This window comes from uncultured Clostridium sp. (genome assembly GCF_947072515.1).
Taxonomy (GTDB): Bacteria; Bacillota; Clostridia; order Clostridiales; family Clostridiaceae; genus Clostridium.
In genome coordinates this window covers 1-23952 of sequence record NZ_CAMTIG010000034.1, presented here as the reverse complement: position 1 = coordinate 23952, position 23952 = coordinate 1, and the positions used below count along the sequence as shown (strand labels likewise).

26 protein-coding genes are annotated in these 23952 nt (G+C 26.8%); 25 read left to right on the top strand and 1 reads right to left on the bottom strand.

What is annotated here, in order from left to right; all coding sequences use genetic code 11:
* Window positions 1-6: 6 nt before the first annotated feature.
* Window positions 7-678 carry a hypothetical protein gene (locus Q0W06_RS12650; RefSeq protein ID WP_297636100.1) on the top strand — a complete coding sequence of 224 codons (672 nt, stop codon included), beginning with the start codon at window positions 7-9 and terminating at the stop codon, window positions 676-678.
* A 51-nt stretch (window positions 679-729) separates the two neighbouring features.
* On the opposite strand, the gene Q0W06_RS12645 is transcribed toward Q0W06_RS12650, so the two are convergent.
* Complete coding sequence (locus tag Q0W06_RS12645; protein WP_297636097.1) at window positions 730-1410, bottom strand: type 1 glutamine amidotransferase domain-containing protein; 681 nt, start codon at window positions 1408-1410, stop codon at window positions 730-732.
* Between the two features lie 306 nt (window positions 1411-1716).
* Between Q0W06_RS12645 and Q0W06_RS12640 the strand changes: the two genes are divergently transcribed.
* From Q0W06_RS12640 to Q0W06_RS12525, 24 genes are all read left to right on the top strand, one after another.
* Complete coding sequence (locus Q0W06_RS12640) at window positions 1717-2046, top strand: MerR family transcriptional regulator (RefSeq protein ID WP_297636094.1); 330 nt, start codon at window positions 1717-1719, stop codon at window positions 2044-2046.
* A 46-nt stretch (window positions 2047-2092) separates the two neighbouring features.
* Window positions 2093-2239, top strand: coding sequence for a hypothetical protein (locus Q0W06_RS12635; protein ID WP_297636091.1), 147 nt, complete (start codon window positions 2093-2095; stop codon window positions 2237-2239).
* On the top strand, window positions 2223-2384 hold the full coding sequence (locus Q0W06_RS12630) for a hypothetical protein (protein WP_297636151.1): 162 nt from the start codon (window positions 2223-2225) through the stop codon (window positions 2382-2384). The genes Q0W06_RS12635 and Q0W06_RS12630 overlap by 17 nt, the downstream gene beginning before the upstream one ends.
* A gap of 557 nt (window positions 2385-2941) precedes the next feature.
* Window positions 2942-4048, top strand: a complete 1107-nt coding sequence (gene tnpB / locus Q0W06_RS12625) for an IS200/IS605 family element RNA-guided endonuclease TnpB (RefSeq protein WP_297636089.1) — start codon at window positions 2942-2944, stop codon at window positions 4046-4048.
* A 35-nt stretch (window positions 4049-4083) separates the two neighbouring features.
* A complete protein-coding gene (locus Q0W06_RS12620; RefSeq protein ID WP_297636086.1) occupies window positions 4084-4212 on the top strand; it encodes a hypothetical protein in 129 nt (42 codons plus the stop codon).
* Between the two features lie 458 nt (window positions 4213-4670).
* On the top strand, window positions 4671-5345 hold the full coding sequence (locus Q0W06_RS12615) for a TVP38/TMEM64 family protein (RefSeq protein WP_297636083.1): 675 nt from the start codon (window positions 4671-4673) through the stop codon (window positions 5343-5345).
* 150 nt (window positions 5346-5495) lie between these two features.
* The gene (locus Q0W06_RS12610) at window positions 5496-6263 is read left to right on the top strand and encodes an ABC transporter ATP-binding protein (protein WP_297636080.1); all 768 of its coding nucleotides are present in this window, start codon (window positions 5496-5498) and stop codon (window positions 6261-6263) included.
* Window positions 6253-8265, top strand: a complete 2013-nt coding sequence (locus Q0W06_RS12605) for an ABC transporter permease (RefSeq protein ID WP_297636077.1) — start codon at window positions 6253-6255, stop codon at window positions 8263-8265. Before Q0W06_RS12610 ends, Q0W06_RS12605 begins: the two co-directional genes overlap by 11 nt.
* A gap of 340 nt (window positions 8266-8605) precedes the next feature.
* Window positions 8606-10474 carry a molecular chaperone HtpG gene (gene htpG / locus Q0W06_RS12600; protein ID WP_297636074.1) on the top strand — a complete coding sequence of 623 codons (1869 nt, stop codon included), beginning with the start codon at window positions 8606-8608 and terminating at the stop codon, window positions 10472-10474.
* A gap of 112 nt (window positions 10475-10586) precedes the next feature.
* Window positions 10587-12485 carry a sigma 54-interacting transcriptional regulator gene (locus tag Q0W06_RS12595; protein ID WP_297636071.1) on the top strand — a complete coding sequence of 633 codons (1899 nt, stop codon included), beginning with the start codon at window positions 10587-10589 and terminating at the stop codon, window positions 12483-12485.
* A gap of 151 nt (window positions 12486-12636) precedes the next feature.
* Entirely contained in the window at window positions 12637-13440 is an 804-nt protein-coding gene (locus Q0W06_RS12590; RefSeq protein WP_297636068.1) for a CoA ester lyase, read from the top strand.
* Window positions 13441-13504: 64 nt separating this feature from the next.
* Window positions 13505-14026, top strand: coding sequence for a MaoC/PaaZ C-terminal domain-containing protein (locus Q0W06_RS12585; protein ID WP_297636065.1), 522 nt, complete (start codon window positions 13505-13507; stop codon window positions 14024-14026).
* Window positions 14027-14084: 58 nt separating this feature from the next.
* Window positions 14085-15416 carry an acetyl-CoA hydrolase/transferase C-terminal domain-containing protein gene (locus tag Q0W06_RS12580; protein WP_297636062.1) on the top strand — a complete coding sequence of 444 codons (1332 nt, stop codon included), beginning with the start codon at window positions 14085-14087 and terminating at the stop codon, window positions 15414-15416.
* An 81-nt stretch (window positions 15417-15497) separates the two neighbouring features.
* Window positions 15498-16424 carry a DMT family transporter gene (locus tag Q0W06_RS12575; RefSeq protein WP_297636059.1) on the top strand — a complete coding sequence of 309 codons (927 nt, stop codon included), beginning with the start codon at window positions 15498-15500 and terminating at the stop codon, window positions 16422-16424.
* 389 nt (window positions 16425-16813) lie between these two features.
* Complete coding sequence (locus tag Q0W06_RS12570) at window positions 16814-18382, top strand: ClC family H(+)/Cl(-) exchange transporter (RefSeq protein ID WP_297636056.1); 1569 nt, start codon at window positions 16814-16816, stop codon at window positions 18380-18382.
* Between the two features lie 133 nt (window positions 18383-18515).
* Window positions 18516-18893, top strand: coding sequence for a nucleotidyltransferase domain-containing protein (locus tag Q0W06_RS12565; RefSeq protein ID WP_297636053.1), 378 nt, complete (start codon window positions 18516-18518; stop codon window positions 18891-18893).
* The gene (locus Q0W06_RS12560) at window positions 18886-19311 is read left to right on the top strand and encodes a HepT-like ribonuclease domain-containing protein (protein WP_297636050.1); all 426 of its coding nucleotides are present in this window, start codon (window positions 18886-18888) and stop codon (window positions 19309-19311) included. The genes Q0W06_RS12565 and Q0W06_RS12560 overlap by 8 nt, the downstream gene beginning before the upstream one ends.
* Before the next feature lie 141 nt (window positions 19312-19452).
* Window positions 19453-20064: a DUF2628 domain-containing protein gene (locus Q0W06_RS12555; protein ID WP_297636047.1), complete on the top strand. Its 612-nt coding sequence runs from the start codon at window positions 19453-19455 to the stop codon at window positions 20062-20064.
* 171 nt (window positions 20065-20235) lie between these two features.
* On the top strand, window positions 20236-20976 hold the full coding sequence (locus Q0W06_RS12550) for a metallophosphoesterase family protein (RefSeq protein ID WP_297636044.1): 741 nt from the start codon (window positions 20236-20238) through the stop codon (window positions 20974-20976).
* A 12-nt stretch (window positions 20977-20988) separates the two neighbouring features.
* Entirely contained in the window at window positions 20989-21201 is a 213-nt protein-coding gene (locus Q0W06_RS12545; protein WP_366516783.1) for a DUF2975 domain-containing protein, read from the top strand.
* A gap of 18 nt (window positions 21202-21219) precedes the next feature.
* Entirely contained in the window at window positions 21220-21426 is a 207-nt protein-coding gene (locus Q0W06_RS12540) for a helix-turn-helix transcriptional regulator (protein ID WP_297636037.1), read from the top strand.
* 233 nt (window positions 21427-21659) lie between these two features.
* Window positions 21660-22169, top strand: a complete 510-nt coding sequence (locus tag Q0W06_RS12535; RefSeq protein WP_366516782.1) for a YbhB/YbcL family Raf kinase inhibitor-like protein — start codon at window positions 21660-21662, stop codon at window positions 22167-22169.
* 134 nt (window positions 22170-22303) lie between these two features.
* A complete protein-coding gene (locus tag Q0W06_RS12530) occupies window positions 22304-23269 on the top strand; it encodes a DMT family transporter (protein ID WP_297636034.1) in 966 nt (321 codons plus the stop codon).
* Between the two features lie 292 nt (window positions 23270-23561).
* Window positions 23562-23924 carry a DUF6508 domain-containing protein gene (locus Q0W06_RS12525; protein WP_297636031.1) on the top strand — a complete coding sequence of 121 codons (363 nt, stop codon included), beginning with the start codon at window positions 23562-23564 and terminating at the stop codon, window positions 23922-23924.
* The last annotated feature ends 28 nt before the right edge of the window (window positions 23925-23952 follow it).

The window sequence follows — 23952 nt, the reverse complement described above, 5'->3', positions numbered from 1 at the left end:
GATAATATGCGTTTTATATCAGGAAAAGTAGGTGGAAATGGTTCTTTAGAGTTTGCAAAAAATATTATAAATAAAATTGGAAATATAGAAAAGATTAAAATATTTAATAGTGAAAAAACAGATTATTATGAAGATTTTGGAATAGAAAAATATTATTATAATTTTATAGCCTTTGATGATGAGGGAAATGAAGTTTGGTTTGATACTAATTGTGGATACAGAGGAAGTAAGCCAAGTATGACAGAGCAAATATTACAGCTTCTAGGGGTACGAGATGAAGTTGGAATATATAATGAAAAATATATTGATAAAAAGAATTTAAGGGTAATAAATGATTTAAATATATTAGTTCTTAGCAATAATAGGCATTCAAAAACTAATAAGGAATTATTAATGATAAAAATAAAGCCAAATAAGGCTAAAGACAGATTGAATGTTGTGAGAGGATTAGAGAATATAGGATCATTTAAAAAGTATGAGAAAAAAATGACCGAATATAAAAAGAAGTTTCATAATGTATATGATGACAAGAGTTTTGGAGAATTTAAGGTAAATGAATTATTATTTATAAGCAAAGAAATAAAAGAATTAAAAGTAGAAGATTTAAAAAAGGTTTTAGAGGCGATAATATATAGAAATATAGGTAAAGCAATGGATGTAGAAATAGAAACTTTATAAAAAAAGCAGAGCATTATAATGCTCTGCTTTGAGATTTTTCGGATAAATATATTATTTTAATAATTCGATAAGTTGAGTTGCAACAGCAGCTCCTGAAGCAGGATTTTGTCCTGTAACAAAACGGTTATCAGTTACAGCGAAAACTCCCCAGTCATCACCTTTTACATAGTTAGCTTTTCTGTTTACAACTTCATCTTCAGTTGAGAAAGGTACAAATTTATCTAATTGTACAGCTTGTTCTTCACTGTTTGAGAATCCAGTTATTTTTTTACCAGCAATTAATATGTTTCCATCTGCATCTTTAATGTTTAATAATCCAGCTACACCGTGACAAACTGATGATATAACTCCACCGTTAGCATAGATTTTAGAAGCAACTTCTTGTAATTTAACATCGTTAGGGAAATCCCAAACAACTCCGTGTCCACCAGTGTAGTAGATAGCTGCATAGTCTGAAGGGTTAACATCTTTTATAGCAAGAGTGTTTCCTAATTTATTCATGAAGCTATGATCTTGGTAGTATTTCCAATCTAATTCAGTCATCATGTCTTGAGTTAAGCTATGAGGATCAATTGGAGTATATCCTCCTTGTGGACTTGCATAATCAATTGCAAAACCTGCTTTTTCCATAACATCTACAAAGTGAACTGCTTCACCAAGCCAAAGTCCTGTAGGTCTTTCGATTGTGTCATATTTTGATGTGTTAGTTACGATTACTAATATTTTTTTCATTTGTAATTCCTCCTAAGAATTTAATTTATATATTATACTTAATTGTTTTATGTAATTGCTATTTAAATTAATCATACATCGGTAAAAAATAGATTAATTTAAATACGAGTTATCTTATAATTTAATCATAAAGGTTAAAGTATACTTTAAGTCAAGCGATTTATTTTTTTAATTTAAATAAATCTAGATAAATTTTATTTAAATTAAACATTTGCTAATAAGACAAAATAGATTAAAATAAATATGAGTTATCTTATAATTGAATTATAAAAGTTAAAGTATACTTTAAGTCAAGGAGTTTTTTTTATGAATTATTCAATGAAGAAAGTGGCACAAATAACAGAGGTTACATCAAGCACAATAAGATATTATGAAACTATAGGAGTATTACCTAAGTTCAAAAGAAATGAAAATAATATTAGATATTTTACTGAAGAAGATATAGAATTAATTAATCTAGTAAAATGTTTAAGAAGAATAGGAATGCCTTTATCAGAAGTTAAAGAGAATATTACTAAATTTTTAAGTGATGATCAAAAAACTACAAATGAAATACTTATTGAGCACAAAGAAAAGCTTTTAAAACAAATAGAGCTATTAAATTTTTATATAGATGAAATAGACAAAAAATTATAATATATAATAAAACTATATTTATTGTAGTTTTATAAAAGGAGAAAAAATGAGTAATAAAAATTTAGAAATGATGAAAAAAATATTAGAGGAAAAACAAAGAAAATCTAAAGAAAAACAAAAAAGAATAATACCAAGTAGATATGGTAGTCAAAGTGCTGGTTCAGGAAGAATAAAAGGTGAGTACAGTGAATAAGAATCTAGAGATGATGAAAAAGCTTATAGAAGAGAAGAAGAATAAAGGTAAGAATACTAAAAATTCTTCTAAAGCTCAAAAATCTTTAGGTGGAGGTCCATCAAAGGGAGTTAAAACAGGAAATGGTGGAGGCCTTTTTGATTAACTACCTACGCAAACTCGTTACTTCAGTTAAATAGAGTAATGAGTTTGTAGGCAAAGAGTCAGTATATAGAGAAATCTATATATAGAGGTAGGCGAAAAACCTATCCAATACTACTTGAATTGCTGGAAACCCCTAAAGCTAACTAAACTACAATGTAAGTTTGAAATAAAACTAAACGTGAATGTCGAGAAATCAGAAAAAATTAGTTAGATGTTATAAGGTTAAAACCTAAGTAACTTAATAATGGGCAATCAGCAGCTAAGACTCGAATAGAGTAAAGTTCAACGACTATTCCTCTTGAGGGAAGTACATCACAAGCGGTTGGTGATGGAAGTAGGTAGCCCCTAGCATATAATGGTGAGGGTGAAGATATAGTCTGTGCTTATATGAAAGTATAAGAAGTTCATAAGAGAACTGTATAAAATGTAGCGATTTTATATGAACGACAACCTCTAATAGGACTAAAAACTACGGTTTTTATATATTATTTATTAGGGATAAATTCAATGTAACCATGAGATACTATTAATAAGAGTATTAAATAGTGTGGTGATATAGTGGAAAAAGCATATAAGTATAGAATTTATCCAAATAAAAAGCAAGAAGAATTAATTCATAAAACATTTGGATGTACAAGATTTATATATAATTATTTTTTAGATTTAAGAATTAAAAAATATGATGAAGATAAAACAAATTTTGGATATAATGCCATGAGTAAAAAATTGACTTCATTAAAAAAAGAGCATGTTTGGCTTAGAGAACCTGATAAAGATTCTTTACAAAAAGCTTTAAAGGATTTAGATAATTCTTATAAAAAGTTTTTTAAAGAAGGAGCAGGATTCCCAAAATTTAAATCTAAGAGAAATAATCAAAAATCATATAGAACGAATTGTACAAATAACAATATTAGATATGAAGAAAAGCATATAAGACTTCCGAAACTTGGATTCGTAAAGATAAGAGATAAGCAGATTCCAAGGGGCAGAATACTTAATGCAACTATATCACAAGACCCAGATGGGAGATATTATTGCTCACTATGTTGTACAGATGTTGAATTAATAGAATTTCCAAAAACTAATAAAAATGTTGGAATAGATTTAGGGCTTATAGATTTTGCTATATTTTCTGATGGAATAAAAATTGAAAATAAATCTTTTTATGAAAATTTAGAAGAGAAGCTTGCTAAATTACAAAGAGAATTATCTCGAAAAACAAAGGGTAGTTCAAATTGGAATAAGGCAAGACTTAAATTAGCAAAACTACAAAAGTATATTTCTAATAAGCGTAAAGATTTTCTGAATAAACTAACAACAAAAATAGTTAAAAACTATGACATTATATCTATTGAGGATTTAAAAGTTTCAGATATGAAAGAAACAGATAATACTATTAGAAATAAAAGAGTTAGTGATGTTTCTTGGTATGAATTTAGGAGACAACTAACATACAAAACTACATGGTATGGAAAAGTTCTATCGATTATAGATAGATACTATCCTTCAACTCAAACTTGTAGCGTATGTGGAACAAATGGTGGCAAGAAATTAGAAAATATTAGACTTTGGAAGTGCAGTCATTGTAATAGTGAATTGGATAGAGATTTAAATTCTGCTATAAATATTTACAATGAAGGAATTAGATTATTAAATAGTAAATAATATATAAGAACCGTAGGAACTACGGGGTTAGCTTGGTGATACTTAGCACATTAGTGTTATTGACCAAGAACCCTGCGACTTTAGTCGTGGGAGGTTCAGAAATAAAAAAATCAGGAATAAAGAAGAAATTATTGCATATAATAAAAGCAAAGGTTAATACATAGAAGACCAATTTGGTGAGCGGATTTATAGAGTCTGTTTTCCAGAGTGGTCTTTTTTGTATATAAAAAAATAGAATTTTTAAATTTACTTTTTATTGAAGGTAATTAGTACTAAATAGATATAATAAATTGCATTAATAATGAAAGACAATATAACATTGATTTTAAGCCTAAAGGGTATTAAAGGTAGTGATATAAATAATAAATTTATATGAGAATAATAATATAGCAGATTATTGAGAATAATAATATTATAAAAATAATTTTTAATAAGAAATATTAGATGAATTTTGAAAAAAAACACGGTATAGTATATTATGTTTATAATGGGAAATTATATTTAAATTTGAATTTGATTTAGAGTGAACTTAAATTTAAATAGCTTAGGGAAAAATAAAATAGTTATGATAGGGGATACAGTTGCTTTATAAATTAAATAAAGTAAGGTAGGAAGTGTACATATGAAAAAAATAAAGGGAATTAATCTGATTAAATTTGGGATATTAATACTTATTTTAGGAATAGCTTTCACAATTTTAATAAAGAATAGACATTTTATAATGAATCTAAAGGTTAGCACAATTATAAATTTTGCAGAATCTGCAAACACAAAATTTTACGCAATTATAATAACATTAGTAATATTTTTAATTAAACCTATATTTGTAATAATACCAAGTAGTGTTATAGCTATTGCAAATGGACTTATATTTGGACCTATTGAGGGATTTTGTGTAACAATGGTAGGAAATTTTCTTTCATGTTCAGTTGGATTTTACATGGCAAGACTTTTAGGGCAAGATTTTATAGAAGGAATTTTAGGTAAGAAAATGAGTAAGTTCCAAGAGAACTTTAAAAATAAGGAATTTATAATTTTATTTTCCTTAAGAATGATTCCAATAATTCCATTAGATCCAGTAAGTTATGCTTGTGGGTTATCAAATGTAAGTTTTAAAAAGTTTATAGCAGCATCACTTTTAGGTGTAGCACCAGAAACATTATGTTATAGTTTTTTAGGTAATAACTTTGATAAACCTTTTTCACCAGCATTTATAATACCAATAGTATTACTTATAATAGCATTAATAAGTTCAAGATTTATATTAAAGAAAATAAATGCAAAAGAAAATAAGTAAAATAGCAAATAAGAGATGTATAAAAGCATCTCTATTTTAATATGCGAATCTTTCAAAAATGTAAGATAGATGAAAGTTAAATCGATACTAGATTTAAAGAAAATAAATTAGAATAAGTACATAAGATGAGAAAAAGGAGTAAGGAAAAAAATGAGTACAATACTAAATGTAAGAGATGTTGAAAAATACTATGGAAATAAAAAGAATGTAACTAAAGCATTAAAGGGGATTAATTTTGAAGTTGAAGAGGGAGAATTTGTTTCTATAATGGGAGCATCAGGTTCAGGGAAAACTACATTATTAAATTGTATATCAACAATTGATACTATAACTACAGGGAAAATAATTTTAGAAAATGAAGATATAACTAGATTAAAAGGTAAAAAACTAGAAAAGTTTAGAGGGGAAAAGTTAGGATTTATATTCCAAGATTATAATCTTTTAGATACATTAACTATGAGAGAAAACATTGCATTAGCACTTACTATAAAGGGTGAAAAAGCAACCAATATAGATTCGAAAATAGACGAAACAGCAAAAAGATTAGGAATATATGAGATATTAAATAAATATCCATATGAAGTTTCAGGAGGGCAAAAGCAGAGAGTTGCATGTGCTAGAGCAATAGTTAAAAACCCAGCACTTGTGCTAGCAGATGAACCAACAGGAGCATTAGATTCAAAGTCAGCTAGACTTTTACTTGAAAGCTTTGAAGAGATAAATGAAGAATTAAAAAGTACAATACTTATGGTAACTCATGATCCATTTACAGCAAGTTATTCAAGTAGAGTTATTTTTATAAAAGATGGAAAGATATTTACAGAAGTAAACAAAGGAGAAGGGTCAAGAAAAGATTTTTTCAATAAGATAATTGAAGTTGTAACTCTTCTTGGAGGTGAAACAGCAAATGAACTTTAAACTAGCCTTTAAAAATGTAAAGAAGAGTATGAAGAATTATGCAATATACTTCTTAACATTAAGTTTTGCAGTATGTATATTCTATGCATTTAACTCTATTGGAGCACAAGGAAAATTACTTTCAGCAAATGGAGATAAAGAAATAATCGAAATGATGGGGCAAGTTATTGGATACATATCAGTATTTGTATCAGTAGTATTAGGATGTCTTATTATTTATGCAAATAACTTCTTAATAAAAAGAAGAAAAAAAGAACTGGGACTTTATATGAGTCTAGGTATGCAAAAAGGTAAAATTTCTAAAATGCTAGTTGTAGAAGAAATAATAATTGGAATAGCATCACTTGTTTGTGGTATTTTAAGTGGAATAGTACTTTCACAATTTTTAGCACTTTTAACAGTTAAGTTATTTAATATAAGCGATAAGAGTTTTTCAGTTATATTTTCATTAGATGCAATGATAAAATCTATAATTTATTTTGGAATCATATTTATATTAGTAATGATATTTAATGTTATTATAGTTTCAAAATATAAACTTATAGATTTACTTACAGCACATAAGAAAAATGAAAAAATGAAAGTGAAAAATCCAATAGTAGCAGGTGGAATTTTTGTAGCTTCATTAATTATAATTGGAGTAGCATATAAGTTTATATTGGAAACAGGGTTAAATGTACAGGATGTTAGATTTAAACTTTCAATTTTATTTGGAGTAGTTGGAACAATATTATTCTTCTATGGATTAACAGGATTTGTAATATTAATTATAAGTAAAATTAAAGGTATATATTATAAAAAATTAAATGTATTTACAGTAAGACAAATGAATAGCAAAATAAATACAAATTTTATATCTATGGCAGTAATAAGTTTAATGTTATTTATTACTATAAGTTTAATTGCGGTTTCAGTTGGATTTAAAATGCAAAATATAGATCAATTCACACCATATAGTGCAACTATTTCTGCAAGTGAATCAGGAGTATCATTAGAACAAGGATTAAAAGATGCAGGATTTGAATTGCCACAAGGAAGTAAAGTGGAATATACAACAACAAAAACTATTGATAATGTAACTTATCAATCAGAATTTTCAAAATATGCAGATTCTACTTTAAAATCATCATACTTATGGAAGTCATATAATGGGCAACCTTCAAAAATAGATTTTATGAGTATAACTGATTATAATAAGTTATTAAGTTTATCAGGAAAAAATCCTATTACTTTAGGAGCAGATCAAGTATTATTAACATCAGATACTCAATATATGACAAAAACATTAGACAATTTCTTTAATGAAAATGGAAAAATAAAAATAGGTGATAAAGAATATACAACAAAAGATAATAAAGCAGTTTCTGATAATTTAGCAACGTCACAAGGCGCAACTAACTTCCTTACAGTAATTGTAAATAATTCTGTTTTAAGCAATGCAAAAATTGATTATCAATATGCAAATATAAACTATGATAAAAATAATGCAACTAATTCAGAAGCTTATATGCAAAAGTTCTTTAATAATAAAGAATATAAAAGTATAGGAAATTCAAATAATAGTGATATGTTCGCATTATTATCAACAAAAGAAAGTATGATACAAAGTCAAGGTCAAATGACAACAATGATGTTATACATTGGACTTTATATAGGAGCTATATTCTTAGTAGCAAGTGCAGCAGTATTAGCACTTCAACAACTTTCAGAAGCAAGTGATAGTTATGATAGATATGTAGCATTAAGAAAAATTGGAGCAAGTAATAAGCAAATTAATAAAAGTATTTTTATACAAACATTAAGCTATTTTGCATTACCATTAATATTAGGATTAGTGCATGCTTCAATTGGAATATATGTTGCAAATGAGTTGATATCAAACTTTGGGAAATCAAGTATACTCCAAACTTCAATAATAACTATGGGGGTAATTGCATTTATATATTTTGGATATTTTTTAGTAACATTTTTAGGATATAAAAATATAGTTAAAGAAAAATAAAAAGTATATACTAAAGAAAATAAATAAAAAATAAATAGAAAAACGGACAAATGTCCTTTTGAAATTTTAGAATAAATGATAATATAGTATATATAATAAATCCATTAGAGTATATTAATTAAATTGGTATACAGATACTGTTAATAAGGAATGCATTTGCAGAATCCTTAATTATAAATATTTATATTGTCAGAAAAAATCTACAGCTTGCTGTAGATTTTTTTCTTTAATTAGGAGATTATTGACAAAAAAAATCTAGTGTGATATAACAGAAATATGGGATTAGCACTCTAATGATTAGAGTGCTAACAAAGGGAAATGTTGAAAGGAGATGTTTAAATTGGAAAAGAAACAATTTAGAGCAGAATCAAAAAGACTATTAGATATTGTTATTAACTCTATTTACACAAATAGAGAAATATTTTTAAGGGAGTTAATATCAAATGCTAGTGATGCAATTGATAAAATTTATTACAAAACTTTAAGTGATAATACTTTAAGTTTTAATAAGGAAGATTACTTTATTAAGCTTATACCAAACATGGAGGATAGAACTCTTACTATTAAAGATACTGGTATAGGTATGACTGAAGAGGAACTTGAAGAAAACCTTGGAGTAATTGCAAAGAGTGGTTCTTTACAATTTAAAAATGAAAATGAATTAAAAGATGGATATGATATTATAGGACAATTTGGTGTTGGATTCTATTCAGCATTTTTAGTTGCAGACCATGTTAAAGTTCTAACTAAAGGATTTGGTCAGGACAAGGCTTTTATGTGGGAATCTGATGGTGTTGAAGGATATACTATTTCAAATGCTGAAAAGGAAAGCTATGGAACAGATATAATTCTTCATTTAAAAGAAAATACAGAGGATGAAAACTTTGATGAGTATTTGAATGAATATAAATTAAGAAGCTTAGTTAAAAAGTATTCAGATTTTATAAGATATCCAATTAAAATAGATGCAAAAAAATCTAAATTAAAAGAAGATTCAGAAGACCAGTATGATGAATATATAGAAGAAACTATAAATAGTATGGTTCCTATTTGGAGAAAAAACAAAAGTGAACTTACTGATGAAGATTATAATAATTTCTACTTTGAGAAAAGATTTGGATTTGATAAGCCTTTAAAACATATTCATATAAGTGTTGATGGAATGATTAGCTATAATTCAATCTTATTTATTCCAGAAAGCACTCCATATGATTACTATACAAAAGAGTATAAAAAAGGTTTAGAACTATATTCAAATGGTGTTTTAATAATGGAAAAATGTGAAGAATTACTTCCAGATTACTTTGGATTTGTAAAAGGAATAGTTGATTCACAAGATCTTTCATTAAATATTTCAAGAGAACTTCTTCAACATGATAGACAATTAAAAAGAATAGCTAAAAATATAAAAAATAAAATTAAAAATGAACTAGAAGCTATGCTTAAAAATGATAGAGAGTCATATGAAAAATTCTATAAATCATTTGGAAGAGTTTTAAAATATGGAATATATGATGAATTTGGAGCACATAAAGATGACTTAAAGAATTTAGTAATGTTTTATTCTTCAACAGAAAAGAAAATGGTTACTCTAAAAGAGTATGTTGAAAGAATGAAAGAAGACCAAAAATACATTTACTATGCATCAGGTGAATCAAATGAAAGAATAGAAAAAATGCCACAAACTGAAATGGTATTAGATAATGGCTATGAAGTATTATACTTTACAGAAGATATAGATGAATTTGCTATTAAAGTTCTTCAAAACTTTGATGAAAAAGAATTTAAATCAGTTTCTTCAGGTGATTTAGGAATAGAAAATAAAGAAGAAGAAACTAAAGCAAATGAAGAAAATAAAGATTTATTTACAGGAATTAAAGAGGCACTATCAGGAAAAGTAAAAGAAGTTAAGGCATCTTCAAAACTTAAGAAGTATCCTGTATGCCTTTCAACAGAAGGTGAAGTTTCAATAGAGATGGAAAAGATATTAAATACAATGCCTAATAATGAAGGCGTAAAATCTGAAAAAATATTAGAAGTTAATCCAAATCATGAAGTATTTAATTCTTTAAAAGCATCTTATGAAGGTGATAAAGAAAAGTTTAATCTTTATGTAAATCTTCTTTATAATCAAGCATTACTTATGGAAGGGTTAAGTATAGATGATCCTACAGAGTTTGCAAATGATATATGTAAATTAATGAAATAAAAAGTAAAACATTTTAATAAACCTTTTAACTTTGGAGTTAAAAGGTTTTATTTTTTTATAGATTAATATATAGTATTTTATAAAGGAAAGGATTACAGAAAGGAGTAAGCTGATGAAAGAACAAATAAGGATAACGGTAATATCTACATATAAAGAAATGGAAAGTTTTTTTGATGAAGTTTCATTTGAGGGTGTTCGATTAAAAGTAAAAACTATTAACAAAATAGATGAAATAAAAAATTATATAAAAGAAAATGAAAAGGATACAGATGTTTTTTTAAGTAGAGGAGCAACGGTTAGAAGAATTCAAGAGAACAGTAGTATTCCAGTTGTTAATGTAGCTATAACAAACTTTGATTTAATAAAAGCAATCGATAATGCTAAAAGTTATGGAGAAAAGAAGATAGGTTTTTTATCTTATAATGAAGATAAGTATGATGTAAAAGAGATTGAAAGAATTTTAGATGTAGAATTAAAAAGAGTGAAATATGAAAGTACATTAGAAGTAGCCAATGATGTTGAAAGTATAGCTAAGCTAGGAATTAACACAGTAATTGGTGGGGGAATGACTCCTCTAAATGCAGAAAGATTAGGAATGAATAGTGTTTTATTACAATCAAGTAAAGAGTCTATAGCAAATGCAGTTACCAATGCTATTAACATTGCTAAAGTAAGAAGAATAGAAAAAGAAAAAAATGCTAGATTAAATGCTATATTAAACTCCATAAATCAAGGGATAATAGTAACAGATGAAAAAGATATAATAACTTTATATAATCCAAGTGCTGAGAAGATAATGAAAAAGAAAAGAGATAGAGTATTAGGAAAAAATATTGTAGATACAATACCGAATACGAAAATGCATGAAATAAATGTAAGTGGTAAAGCAGAGATCGGAATGTTACAAGAAATTAATGGAGAAATAATAGCCACTAGTAGAATTCCAATAATGCTTGAACAAAGAAATATAGGGGGAGTTAGTACATTTGAAAAAAGTTCAAATATTCAAAAGATTGAAAAGAAAATTAGAGAGAATCTTCATGAAAAAGGACTTATGGCAAGATATAATTTTGATGATATTGAAGTAAGTAATCAAATTATGCAAGATATAAAGATATTAGCAAAATTATATTCTAAAACTGATGAAACTATTTTAATAAATGGTGAATCAGGAACAGGGAAAGAATTATTTGCTCAAAGTATTCATAATGAAAGCAGAAGAAAAAATGAGCCTTTTGTAGCAGTAAACTGTGCTGCAATATCTGAAAATTTATTAGAGAGTGAGCTTTTTGGATATGAAGGGGGAGCATTTACTGGAGCTAGAAAAGAAGGAAAACCAGGATTATTTGAATTAGCTCATAAAGGAACAATATTTTTAGATGAAATTGGAGAAATATCGAAGCACCTGCAATCAAGTTTATTAAGAGTAATACAAGAAAAAGAAGTTAGACGTGTAGGTGGAGAAAATGTTATTCCAATAGATATAAGAATAATATGTGCAACAAATAGAAATTTAGCAGATGAAGTTGAAAAGGGAAATTTCAGAGAAGATTTATATTATAGGTTAAACGTATTTTATATAAATTTATTGCCACTTAGAGAGAGAAAAGAAGACATAAGAATAATAGCTAAAAAGTTAATAAAGGAATATCCAGATAAAGAAGAAGTAGAAGAATCTGTATTAAAGATTATAGATGATATTCCAAGTACTCATGAGTGGAAAGGAAATATAAGAGAATTAGATAGTATTGTTAAGAGAGCATATCTTATGACAAAAGCACCTAATTTATATAATTCAAATTTAAATAAGCTTTTAGTTGATATGAATAAGAGGGCAACGGATGGAACTCTAAAAGCAAATATAAATTTAAATAAGGATTTAAAAGAAATTGTAGGAGAAATTGAGAAGAAGGTTATAAATTACTATATAAATGAAAATTATAGTATGGAAGAGATTTTAGAAAAATTAAATATAAGTAAATCAAGCTATATGCGAAAAAAACGTAGTTAAATTCAAAAAAGACACCAAAAGTTCTAAAAAAGACACTTTTTGTGTCTTTTTTTTTAATAAAAAAATAAAAATGACCATTTAAGTGGGCTTGTAGAAGTTGGCACAGAAAATGCTTATATAAAAGGTATAAGATAAAAAAGGAGGGAAAGATATGTTAGGAACATGGATGTTTACTCCAGGTACAAAAGAGAAATACTTTGGTTCAGGAGAAAAGAATAAAGCAGATGTAACTATCTTAGACTTAGAAGATTCAGTATCACAGGAAAATAAAAATACAGCGAGAGAAAATGTTGTAAGATACTTAGAATCAAAAAATTTGACTCAAAAAATAGCAGTAAGAGTAAATAGTTTAGATACTAAAGATGGAATAAATGATTTGAAAGCATTAATAGAGTCAAAAATGGAACCAGATTTTATTGTTATTCCTAAATGCAATTCGGCAGAGATTTTAAAAAATGTAACAGGTGCATTTAAAAATGAAAATAAAAAAACGGTAGCAATACCAATGATAGAAACAATGAAAAGTATTGATATGCTATTAGAACTAGAAAAAGAAGAAGTACCTTATGCATTATTTGGTTCAGCTGATCTGTCAGATGAGTTAAATATAGTAAATGATTGGGATAACTTAAATTATATTAGAAATAAAATAATTGATTTTGCATCAAGAAATGGAGTCCAAATGATTGATACACCATATTTTAATGTTAAAGATTTAGAAGGTGTTGAACAAGAGGCAATAAAAGTAAAAAACATGGGATTTAGAGGAAAGCTAGTTATTTACCCAGCACAAGTAGAAAAGATAAATAAGGTTTTCAATATAACAGAAGAACAAATAGAGTGGGCTAACAAAGTATTAGAGATAAATAAAGCGGGTGTAGGAACTCTAGATGGACAAATGATAGATGAGGCTATTGCTAAGAGAGCAAGAGCAATATTAAAGAATATAAGTTAGAGAACTAAAAAGTAAACTAAAAATATAAAATGGAAAAGTTTTTAAATATTAGGAGGAAAAGATTATGAATTTACCAGGAGCATACAAAGAAGTAGGAGCAAATAGATATAGAGAAACATCAGGATTTTATTTTGAGGATTTTAAAATTGGAGATGTTTTTGAACATAGACCAGGAAGAACAATAACAGATGTAGATAATATTTGGTTTACATTATTATCAATGAATACACAACAAGTACATTTTGATGATGCATATGCATCAAAAACTGAGTGGAAAAAATTACTTGTAGATTCAACTTTCACATTAGCAGTTATTACAGGAATGAGTGTTAAAACAGTAAGTGGTAAAGTAGTTGCAAACTTAGGATGGAATAATGTTAAAGCAACAAAACCTGTCTTTGCAGGCGATACTTTATATGCAGAGTCAGAAGTAGTAGATAAACGTGAATCTAAAAGCAGACCAGGACAAGGTATTGTAACAGTTAGAACAAAAGGATTAAATCAAAATGGTGAACAAGTTATGATTTTTGATAGAACAATGCTTGTATACAAAAAAGGACATGATCCAAAAGAAAGTAATTATTAGAAATTAACTGTTAAGAAAATAATTAGGAAAATAAAAATTAGGAAAGAAGGTAAAGATCATGAAAGATATGATTGATTTTCAAGAAATATATAATTCAAAACTTAGAACAGCACAAGAGGCTATAATCGAGAACGTGGAAAGTAATAGTAAAATAGGATTTGGAATGGCTATGTCACAACCTCCAAAGCTTATAGAAACTCTAGCATTAAATGTAAGAAATAAAAAATTGAAAAATTTGAATTTATATTATTTCCATTCAGAACATAAATTGATAAATAATTTATTACAATATGATTTAATGGATGAAGTTCACCCACATACATGTTTTATGACAGGTGGAGAGAGAGCACTTATCAAAAAAGCAGATGAAGAAAATAAAAAAGTAGTTAAATTCATACCAAATAACTTTAGTCAATCAATAAAAATATTTAATGAAGTCATAAAACCAGATGTGTTTATGATAACAGTATCACCTATGGATAGAAATGGATTCTTTACTTTTGGAACTAATAATGATTATGGAAGAACAACTGCCTTAAATGCAAAAAGATTAATTATTGAAGTTAATGAAGACATGCCAAAGGTATTTGGACAGTCAACAATCCATGTATCTCAAGTTGATGCTATAGTGGAGCATACAGAGGAGTTAGATGAATTAAAAACTAAGGCTATGTCAGAAGAAGAAAGAGTAATAGGTGAACAAATTGCAGAATTAGTACCTAATGGAGCTTGTCTTCAAATGGGGATTGGTGGATTACCAGATGCTGTGTGTTCTGCATTAATTAATCATAAAGATTTAGGAGTTCATACAGAGTTATTAACACCAGGACTAGTGAAATTAATGAAACTTGGAGTTATAAATAATTCTAAGAAACAATTAAATAAAGGTAAAAGTGTATTTACTTTCGCAATGGGAGATAAGGAGTTTTATGATTATATAAATGAAAATCTTGCAATTGAAAGTCATCCAGTTGATTATGTAAATAATCCAGCTATTATTGCACAAAACGATAATGTTATATCTGTAAATTCAACTATTGAAATGGATTTAACAGGTGAATGTAATTCAGAATGGATGAAAGGACATCAATTTAGTGCAACAGGTGGACAATTAGATTTTGTAAGAGGAGCAAGTACTTCTAATGGTGGAAAATCAATAATTGCATTTATATCTACAACTAAAAATGGAGCTATAAGCAAAATAGTACCTAAATTATCAGGACCAGTAACTACACCAAGAACAGATGTACAATATGTTGTTACTGAATATGGAGTTGCAAACTTAAAAGGATTGGATTCAAGTGAGCGTGCTGAAAAATTAATATCTCTAGCACATCCTAATTTTAGAGAAGCATTAAGAAAAGCAGCAAAAGAGCAACATTTAATATAATAAAAATAAATATATCTGGTGATAACCACCAGATATATTTAAAAAACAAAAAGTAAACGTTAACAACAAGGAGAGAAAGAGATGGAAAATAGTATTGAACGAAAATCACTTATTAAAGGATATATATGTATAATTTTAGCAGCATTTATGTATAGTACACAAGAAATAGCCGGAAAGAAATTGGCATTATTTAAATTAGATCCTTATCAAGTTATATTTTGGGCCTTTTTCGTAGCCATCATATTAATGATTGCACCTGCTTGTCGTGAAATGAAAAAAAGAAAAATAAAATTTAAAGCAAATGATTTTGGATATTTTACTGTTGTAGGAATACTGTGTGTTCCATTATCAATGACTGCATTACAAATGTCCTTAAGCTATATAAATGCAGCAACTGTTGCAGTAATAATTAGTACAACAGCGATTTTTGCAATTCCACTATCATTTTTTATTTTAAATGAAAAAATAACTAAAAAAATAGCAATAGGACTTATAGTATCAATAGTTGGGTTATTAATATTAATTAATCCAGAAAGTTTAATTGATAGTAGATCAGCTAGAAGTCACCTAATTGGAATTGGACTTGCTTTCTTTGCCGCGATAGTATTTTCTTTATATACAGTTATATCAAAAAAGAGAGTGCAACAATATGGTGGAATGGTACTTAACTTTTTCTCTTTCGTAATTGGAGATATAGTTTTATTTGTAGGATTATTAATATCAGGACGACCAATAATTGATAATATAACAAATATTGAAATGGTTATATTGTTAGTAATAATGGGATTATTAGTGAAATTTTTAGGTTATATTTTTTATCAACAGGCAATAGAATCAACTTCAGCAACAATTGCATCAACTACATTTATGATAAAACCAATTATAGGGCCAATTTTAGCAATAATATTTTTAGGAGAAGCCTTACATTTAAATTTCTGGGTTGGTGTTATAGTAATAATAATTGGTTCATATATAATATTTAAATGCAAATTAAGTAGAGAAAAATAAGGATAGAAGTAAAATAAAAAATAAGTTATAAATAAAATGAAAAAGGTATAAGATAATAAATAATTTATTAAATAAAGATGAATAATATGAAGTGAAAGATAAAAAAGTTGAAGATAAGAGAAAGAAAATTTATAAAGTTAATATCATAAAATTTCATTAATAGTATAAAAAAGGCAAGTAAACATATACATACATAGGTTAAGCCTAAAAAAAAAGAGAAATACAATAAGATTTACTAAAAATTAAAATTAAATTAATAATATATCTTTTGAGTTAAAAGTTTGTTGAGATATATAATAGAAAGTAAGGCGAAAAATATAGAATTTTAAATTGGTTTAAGCAAGTTATAAATCAAGAGCCTTTTAAAACTTAAAAGAAGGAGGATAAAGATGGATAATAAGATCGAAAGAATGATAAATGCCTCTAAGGTAAGAGTAGTTCTTGAAAGTATTATTGTTGGGATAGGTGTTGGATTTCTTGTTTCGATGTACAGATTAATACTGAAGTACATACTTGGCTACACTTATTTAGCTTATAAATTTATGGGAGACCATGTTTTTGCTATAATTATAGGTTTAATAATTTTAGCCATAGTAGGAGTCATTGTAGGTTTAATGGTAAAAGATGAATCCATGATTAGTGGTAGTGGTATTCCTCAAATCGAAGGAATATTAACGGGATATTTTAAAGCACCATCACCAGGAAAAGTCATTATTTATAAATTTGTAGGTGGGGTTTTAGCCATAGGAAGTGGATTGTCACTAGGAATTGAAGGTCCTTCAATTCAATTAGGGGCAAGTATTGGACATATATTTGGTAATGTAACTAAGAAATTAAAAATCGAAAAAAGATTCTTAATCTCAAGTGGAGCTGGTGCAGGTCTTGCAGCAGCATTTAATGCGCCATTTGCAGGAGTTTTATTTGTTCTTGAAGAAGTACATAAGAAATTTACTCCAATGTTATTTGTATCAGCTATAGCAGCATCAGTATCATCAGATGCCGTTACTTGGATTTTCTTTGGAAAACAACCTATATTAATGGCACATGTAATACCAACATTACCATTTAGATATTATGGATATTTAATAGTTTTAGGTATAGTTGTTGGATTAGGTGGAGCATTATATAATTTCTGTATAGTAGGAACTATGGGTCTTTATAGTAAGATTAAGTTACCTATACAATTTAGAATGATAATACCTTTTGTATGTGCAGCAGGTTTTGGAATATTTCTTCCACAAGTATTAGGTGGAGGAGAAGGATTAATAGATAGTGTATTAACAGGGAAAGTTTTACTAGGATTTGCAATTATATTATTAATAGCTAAATTCATATTCTCAATGATCAGTTTCGCATCTGGAACACCAGGTGGGATACTATTCCCATTACTTACATTAGGAGCATTAGTAGGAGTTATATTTGGTGAAGTATCTATTCAGTTCTTAGGACTTGATAGAATGTACTTAATGAACTTCATATTATTTGCTATGGCAGGAATGTTCTCCTCAATAGTTAGAGCACCACTTACAGGTATGATGCTTGTTTGTGAAATGAGTGGATCATTTACTCAATTTGGACCAATTATTTTAGTTTGTGGAGTTTCATACTTAGTAGCAGAACTTTTAAGAAGTGAACCAGTATATGAATCACTATTTAAAATGAGATTACATGCTATGGAATCAACAGAGAAACGAGAAGAGTATGCTAAGGAAAATAAAGGAGAAGTTGTAGTATCCTATATTGTTAGCATGGGTTCAAGTATAGCAGGTAAAAAACTTAAAGAAATAAACTTAGGTAAAAATGTATTAGTTATCTCTATTGAAAGAAGTGGGGAAATATTAATACCAAATGGAGAAACAGTTATAATGGCAGGAGATACCATAAGTACCTTAGCAAGTGAAACAAAAGAGATTCAGCTAAGAACAATGCTTGAGGAACTCTGTGAATGTGACTTATAATAAATAATAAAAAGGATTTTCACTAAAATTTAGTGAAAATCCTTTTTTCATATGAGAAATTTATTATAATTAAAATAAGAAGAACTGTCTAAAATATAGATAATAATAAAAGGATAAAAGGAAGAATGAAATTATGATGAGGAATGAGTTAGCAAAAATAAAAAAAATAGCAGAAAATCCAAATATAGATGCTATGGGGATTTTTGGGAGTAGAGCGAGAAGGGATAATAGAGAGAATTCAGACTATGATATTTTTATGATAAGTAATTTAAATCTAGAAGAAGAGCTAGAGTTAGAAGAAAAGCTAGAAAAAGCACTTAATCAAACTGTTGATTTAATACAATTAAATGAAAAAACAGATAAAAGGCTAGCTAAAAACATTATAAATGATGGAATAATTATAGTAGATAAAAAAAATAAATATATGCAGTTTTGTATCATGATAGAGAATTTTTATAGAGAAAACAGTGATTTTATAGAAAAGAGAAAGAGAGATTTAATTAATGAATGAAGATAGAATATTAAAGTTATTAGAAGATTTTAGGGAATGGGAAAATGATTTTAGCCAATGTGTGAATGCAATTAAACAATGTGAAAGTGAGGATATGAGAAAACTTTTATATCATAGTGCAAGAGCTTACTTTTTAGATTTTCATATATTATGTGAGGATTATATATCAATTAATTTAAAAGAATTAAGAAAATTTAAAATAGATATTTCAGCAATAGGTGGAATGGAAATAATAAAAGAAAGTGGTGTAGTAAGTAAAGAAATATTAGAGTTTTATTCTAGTTCAAGAAGACTTAGAAATAGATTAGCACACAGATATAAAGTTCCGGATGATGGAGTATTAGTAAAGAATTTAGAGCAAAATATGGAGCTTATAAAAGAGTTAAGTGGGAATTTGAAAAAAATGTTAAGCTATTAAAGGGATTTAGTAGCTTAACTTTAAATATGTATAAAATGAAAATAAATTATATTAAAAATATTAAAATTCAAAGAAAGGATTTGAAAAATACATAATTTATTAATGAAAAGGTGATAAAATAAAAAGAAAAGGAGGGATATTATGGAAGGTAATAATAGAGAAACTGAAATATTAGAAGAAACTCTAATAGGAGAAGAAGTGGAAGTACATAATGATACTGAAGAAAAAGAAGATGTGTTTTTTTCAGAAAAGAACCTTGTAACAGAAGATAATCTATTTAAGTTTATAGGTGCAAAAAATTTAGATTACTATGCAAAAATATTTAGAAGAAATAAAGAAAAAGATAATTTTGCATCTTGGAACTGGGCCGCATTTCTATTTGCACCATTTTGGTTAGCATATAGAAAAATGTATGGATGGCTAGCTATATTTTTAGTTGCTGATACTATAGCAGAAGGTATAGGCGCAATGTCAGTTGTTATAGGTATATTATTAAAAATTGCTATTATAGTTATAGTAGGGATATTTGGTAATTGTATATACTTATCTCATTGTAAAAAGAAGATTAATTCTATAAATTCCGAACTTGAAGATTATGAATATAAAGATGAAGTTACAAAGGCTAATGGTGGAACTTCAGGGTTATCAGTAGTAATATTCTTTTTAGCTATAATAATATTTGTAGCTCTTATGATTTTTGTTATGAGCTTATTAAGTTCAGCTATGTCAATCGGATTATATTCATTTTTATAATTGAAAATTTAAAATAGAAATTTATAAAAGAACTCGTTTAACGGGTTCTTTTTTTGAATAGAAGAAAATATAAAAATTTAGTATAATGGATAAATTTAAAAAATAACTTAGAGTAAGAAACTAAATTAAAATAAATTTAAAGGATAAAATTTACAGAAGGGAGACAAAGAAATGGAAAGAGTTTTTATAACTAGTGATGTTCATGGAGGATTTAATGAACTAATTGAAGGTTTGGAAAAAATAAAATTTAAGGAAGATGATAAATTATATATATTAGGAGATATTTTAGATAAAGGACCAGATTCCTTTAAAGTATTAAATTATGTAATGAGTGCTGAAAATATAAGTTTAATTAAAGGGAATCATGAATACATGTTGCAACTAGCTATAGAAGAGGATGAGAGAATAAGGGATTATATAAATACTGAAGGAAAGAAAAAAATAGAAAAGATAAAGAAAATGGGAAATGAATATTTTGAAAAAGTATATAAATATATAAAAAATCTTCCTTACTATATAATTTTGAATGATGATTTTTTATTAGTTCATGGTGGAATTGATATAGATATAAACGATAGTAAGGAAGAAGTATTAAAAAGATTGGAAAATACAGAGGTTGAAGAAGAAATATTAATAAATAGGAGCTTATGGATAGACACCTTTGATAAAGAATTGAAAAAAGAAGATTTTGGATCAAAGGCCTTTAATATAATTATTGGACATACACCTATGCAAAATATATTTAAAAAAATAAATGAGATAGGGATTAGAGAAAATAAATTTGGAAAGAAAGTTATATGTTTAGATACTGGAGTGTTTTCAAGTTATAAGGAGTCACAAGGAAGATTATCTTTTATTCAATTAGATAAGGAGGGAATAAAAGATATTATTTATATAAATTCAAAAAATTAAAAGCAAATTTAAATAAGAGCTATTTTAAAGTTATATATTGTATTTTTACTTAAAGGAATGATGAAAACTCTTGTTTTAGAAAATCCTTTTTGTATAGGGAATGTAAAAGCTTTAACTAAGATATCGATAGCTTGTTTTATAATAGCTGGATGTTTTATAGGAATACTTGCAAAAATATTTAAGCAAGCAGTTAAATATAAAGAAGAAAATGAGCTAACAATTTAGAGTATAGGAGAGAGTGGAATGGCTATAGTAATAAACTTAGATGTTATGATGGCAAAAAGAAAAATATCTCTTCAAGATTTGGCTCAAAATGTAGGAATAACAAATGCAAATTTATCTATTTTAAAAAATAATAAAGCAAAAGCAATTAGATTTTCAACATTAGAAGCTATATGTAAAGAGCTTAATTGTCAACCAGGAGATATAATAGAATACGTAGAAGATTAGATCATTTAGAATTAAGGAGAAAACTTACTAAGGTAAGTTTTTTTATTTTATAAAAAAATTATAAATAGGATACTCACAAAAAAGTAAGTAATTTACCTAAATGTATTAAAGGCATATAATAAGAATTGTTCAAGGGAACAAAATAAAAATTAAAATTAAAATTAAGCAAATAAAAGTATACAAATTACATAAACTAAACTTAGTACAGATGTACAAAACAGGAGGAATTTATTATGATGAAAATTAAAACTAACGCAATTAACGAAAAAGGACACTTCCATGACAAACATGGTCAACACGGAGAAAAATTTGTAAACGGAATGCCAAATCATTCAATTGATTTTGAAATTGAAAATGCACCAGCAGGAACTAAAAGCTACGCATTTATATTAGATGATCACGATGCTATTCCAGTATGTGGATTCACATGGATACACTGGGCAGGAGCTAACCTTAAAAAGACTAAGGTTGAAGAAGGAGAAGCAGAAAATACTACTGATTTCGTTCAAGGTGTTAACAGCTGGGGTGCTCCAGTACTTGGTGGAGGTGCTTTATCAAGAGAAGAAGCTGCAAACTATGGTGGAATGGCTCCTCCAAACTGCACACACACTTATGAATTAAGAGTATATGCATTAGATACAGATTTAGATTTAGAAAATGGATTCTTAGTAAATGATTTATATAATGCAATGAGAGGGCACATTTTAGAAGTTGCTACTATCGAAGGATTATACAGAAACTAATAAAAATTTTGAGGCTGTTTTAATACAGCCTCAAAATATAAAATGTAGGATTCATATTATTGAATCTTACATTTTATATTTTATGAGATAAAATGTAGTTTAATAGACATAAAATATATAGGGAGGAATAACAAATGAAAAAATACATATTTTTAATTTTAATATCAACATTTCTATTTAGTACAATGGAAATAGCTATAAAATGTACAGGCACAGCTTTTAATTCAATTCAATTGAATTTTATAAGATTCTTAATAGGTGGATTAGTATTACTACCATTATCAATAAGAAAACTTAGAAAAAATAATAGAAAGCTACAAGGAAAAGATTTTATTTATTTCCTAATTACAGGATTTATTTGCATAATCATTAGTATGACTTTATTTACAGCAGCAGTAGTTATGAAAGGATCAAATCCAGCTGTTATTGCAGTAATATTTAGTTTCAATCCAATATTTACTATAGCTTTAGCAAGTATTATATTTAAAGAAAAGATAACTAAAGGAATAATTGGTGGATTAGTTGTTTGCTTTATAGGGTTATTATTTGTTATAAATCCATTCCAGTTAGGTGGAAGTGCAGTACCAAGTATGATAATGGCATTAGTTTCAGGATTTACATTTGCTTTATACAGTATAATGAGCAAATATACTATTGTTAAAAGAAAATTAGATGCTATAACAGTAACAGCATTTACTTTTTTAGTAGGAAGTTTTGAACTTTTAATATTAATAGGATTATCACATATAAAAGCATTTTCAAATCTTATGGTTGAACATAATTTAAGTATGTTTAGTAACATTCCAATATTACATGGAATTAGCATGCATAATATAATTTTACTTTTATACATATCAATTTTTGTATCAGGAATTTCTTTTGCACTATTATTTATAGTAATGGAAAAACTAGGTGCAACAATGTCGTCATTAATATTCTTTATAAAGCCAGTGTTATCACCAATATTAGCATTAATATTAATTCATGACGTATCAATATTATATCCACATAACTATGTAGGTGTAATATTTATGGCAATTGGTTCTATAATAATATTTATAATACAAATGAAAATGAGTAAAAACTTAATAAAAAGATAAAAGAAAAAGGATACATAGTAGAGTTTTAAAATATACGAGTAGTAGTTGAATATTTTAAAATCCCGAAGAAATGTATCCTTTATTTTTATTATTCTACTAAATTATAGAAAAACCTCTTTTAAATTAACATATTTAGGAATAAAAATAAAGGAAGTGGAATAAAAATAAAAAAAGTGGAATAAAGATAGAAAAGAGAGCATAAAAATAAAAAAAAACTTTCAAAATATTGACAGAAAGTGATTTATTATAGTAAAATTATGGGAAATTATGCGCTAAAATGAGGGAGAGAATTATGGGAAATAAAAAGAAATTATTGAGATATTTAGATTACTTTAATGAAAGAGAAAATAAATTCTATGAATTAAAAACACCAATTGAAGGATCTAGAATAATTAGATATTATGATTATGATGTTGAAGTGTTAAACTTTTTAGATGAGTTTGCTAGAACTGATATGATAGATTATTCTTATGGAACAAACATGGAAAAGATAGATTTAGAAAAAATATCTGAATTAGATGAGAAAAAAATAGGTACTATCTTAACTTATTATTTAAGAACAGAAAGATTTGCAGATGGAACATGGGCAAAAGCTATAGATAAAGGTATATTCTTAGAATGTATAGAAAGATTAAAAGTTGTTTTAGAAGTATAGAAAGTTAATGACGCTATAAGCGTCATTT